The organism is Pseudomonas inefficax, from assembly GCF_900277125.1.
Classification (GTDB): domain Bacteria; phylum Pseudomonadota; class Gammaproteobacteria; order Pseudomonadales; family Pseudomonadaceae; genus Aquipseudomonas; species Aquipseudomonas inefficax.
Genome location: NZ_OPYN01000122.1, coordinates 1 through 1,951 on the forward strand (window position 1 = coordinate 1; position 1,951 = coordinate 1,951).

Here is a 1,951-nt window from a genome sequence, read left to right on the forward strand (position 1 = left end):
GGAGCCCAGCGGTACGCTGGACCGAGGTGACCGAGGAGGGTTTCCAGGGCGGCCCGGGTGAATTGCGCCTGGAGGGGGTGAGCTTTGCCCATGAAGGGCGCCAGGGCGCGGTGCTGAACGACGTGCAGGTGTGCGTGCCGGGTGGCCTGAAGGTGGCCATCAGCGGTGCCTCCGGGGTGGGCAAGTCGACCCTGATCGACCTGCTGCAGCGCTTCTACGACCCGGACGCCGGGCGCATCCTGCTGGACGGCACCGACCTGCGCGAACTGGACCTGGCCGCGCTGCGCCGGCGCATCGCTGTGGTCAGCCAGGATATCGTGCTGTTCCGTGGCTCCCTGGCGCAGAACCTGGCCTATGGCGTGCCCGAGGCCAGCCGCGCGGAACTGGAGCGGGTGGTGCGCCTGGCGCGGCTGGACAGCCTGGTCGATAGCCTGCCGCTGGGCCTGGACGGCCTGCTGGGTGAGCGTGGTCAGCAGCTGTCCGGCGGGCAGAAGCAACGCATTGCGATCGCCCGCGCGGTGCTGCAGGCACCGGCGATTCTGGTGCTGGACGAGGCCACATCGGCGGTGGACGAAGCCACCGAGCGCGAAGTGATCGCGGCCATCGACCAGCTGTTCGCCGGCCGCACGCGCATCCTGATCAGCCACCGTGCTTCGACCCTGGCCGATGCCGACCTGCACCTGCAGCTGCACGCTGGCCAGTTGCAGGTGCTGCCCGATGAGGTAATCAAGCATGGGCACTGATGTGCGTATTGGCGTGATCGACAGTGGTTGCACGCCTGAGCAGGCCAGCGTCTTACTGGGTGCGCGCCGCTTCTGGCTGGAGGACGGCCAGCTGCGCGAAGGTGAAATGCTGCCCGACCAGCTTGGGCACGGCAGTGTGGTGCTCGCCGGCTTGCAGCGGGAGGCCGGGCCGGTGCCCGTGCTGCTGGCCCAGGTTTTCGGCTCCCAGGCCAGCACCAGCGCCCTGCAGGTGGCGGCCGCGCTGCTGTGGCTGGTGGAGGCGGGGGTTACGCTGATCAACCTCAGCCTTGGCCTGCAGCAGGACCGGCCTGTGCTGCACCAGGCCTGCGCCGAGGCTATGGCCGCGGGTGTGCTGTTGTGCGCCTCCAGCCCGGCCCAGGGCGGGCCCGTGTATCCGGCCAGCTACCCCGGGGTGATCCGGGTTACCGGCGATGCCCGCTGTGCGCCGGGCCAGTGGTCCTGGCTGGGTACCCGGCAGGCGGACTTCGGCGGTTATGTGGGTGCGGGCGGCAGGGCGGGCGCGAGTCTCGGCTGCGCGGCCCTGAGTGGCAGGATTGCTGCGTTGCTGCTTGAGGAACCGGGCATGAGCCGCCATCAGGTTCATGACTGGTTGCGCCAACACGCGGCGTTTACCGGCCCTGAGCGACGAGGTGCCGGCCATGGCTGAACCACGCATTGTGGTGCTGGGGGCAGGCCCTGCGGGTGCGGCCACGGCCATTGGCCTGCGGCGGCTGGGCTACGTGGTCACGGTGGTGTCCGAGTGGCGCCGGTTCGCGGCGGTCGAAGGGGTTTCGCAACGTGTACTGGACGGTCTGCGCCACGCAGGCCTTGGTGGGGCCTTGCGCCAGGCGGCGATGCCGGCGACTCGGCAAGTGCACTGGAACGGCCAGCAGCTACACCTGAACCAGGAGTTTTTGCTGGATCGGCAAAGGTTTGACCGGGCGTTGCGCGACGATCTTCAGCATGCGGGTGTGCGGGTGGTCGAGGGGCGGGTGCATGAGGTCGTCCCCGAAGGTGGTCATCGTATCCGCCTGGACGATGGGCAAGTACTGCAGGCCGATTTCCTGGTCGAAGCCCGAGGCCGCCAGGCCCCGCTGGCCGCAGACCGTCTGCGCGGGCCGGAAACGGTCAGCTTGCTGAATGTCTGGCAGGCAGCCCCCGGGGCGCCAGCATCGGCGGTGGAAAGCCTGGCGGATGGCTGGGCGTGG

The 1,951-nt window shown here is 69.5% G+C and carries 3 protein-coding genes; all 3 read left to right on the forward strand.

What is annotated here, in order from left to right:
- The coding region (locus JV551A3_RS14330; RefSeq protein WP_133978838.1) for an ATP-binding cassette domain-containing protein at positions 1–743 on the forward strand (743 nt) is incomplete at its 5' end.
- Positions 733–1,410, forward strand: coding sequence for a subtilisin-like serine protease QhpE (gene qhpE / locus JV551A3_RS14335; RefSeq protein WP_133978840.1), 678 nt, complete (start codon positions 733–735; stop codon positions 1,408–1,410). The genes JV551A3_RS14330 and qhpE, both read left to right, overlap by 11 nt.
- Positions 1,403–1,951: flavin-dependent monooxygenase QhpG (gene qhpG, locus JV551A3_RS14340; protein WP_137010674.1), on the forward strand; the 549-nt coding region annotated here is incomplete at its 3' end. The genes qhpE and qhpG, both read left to right, overlap by 8 nt.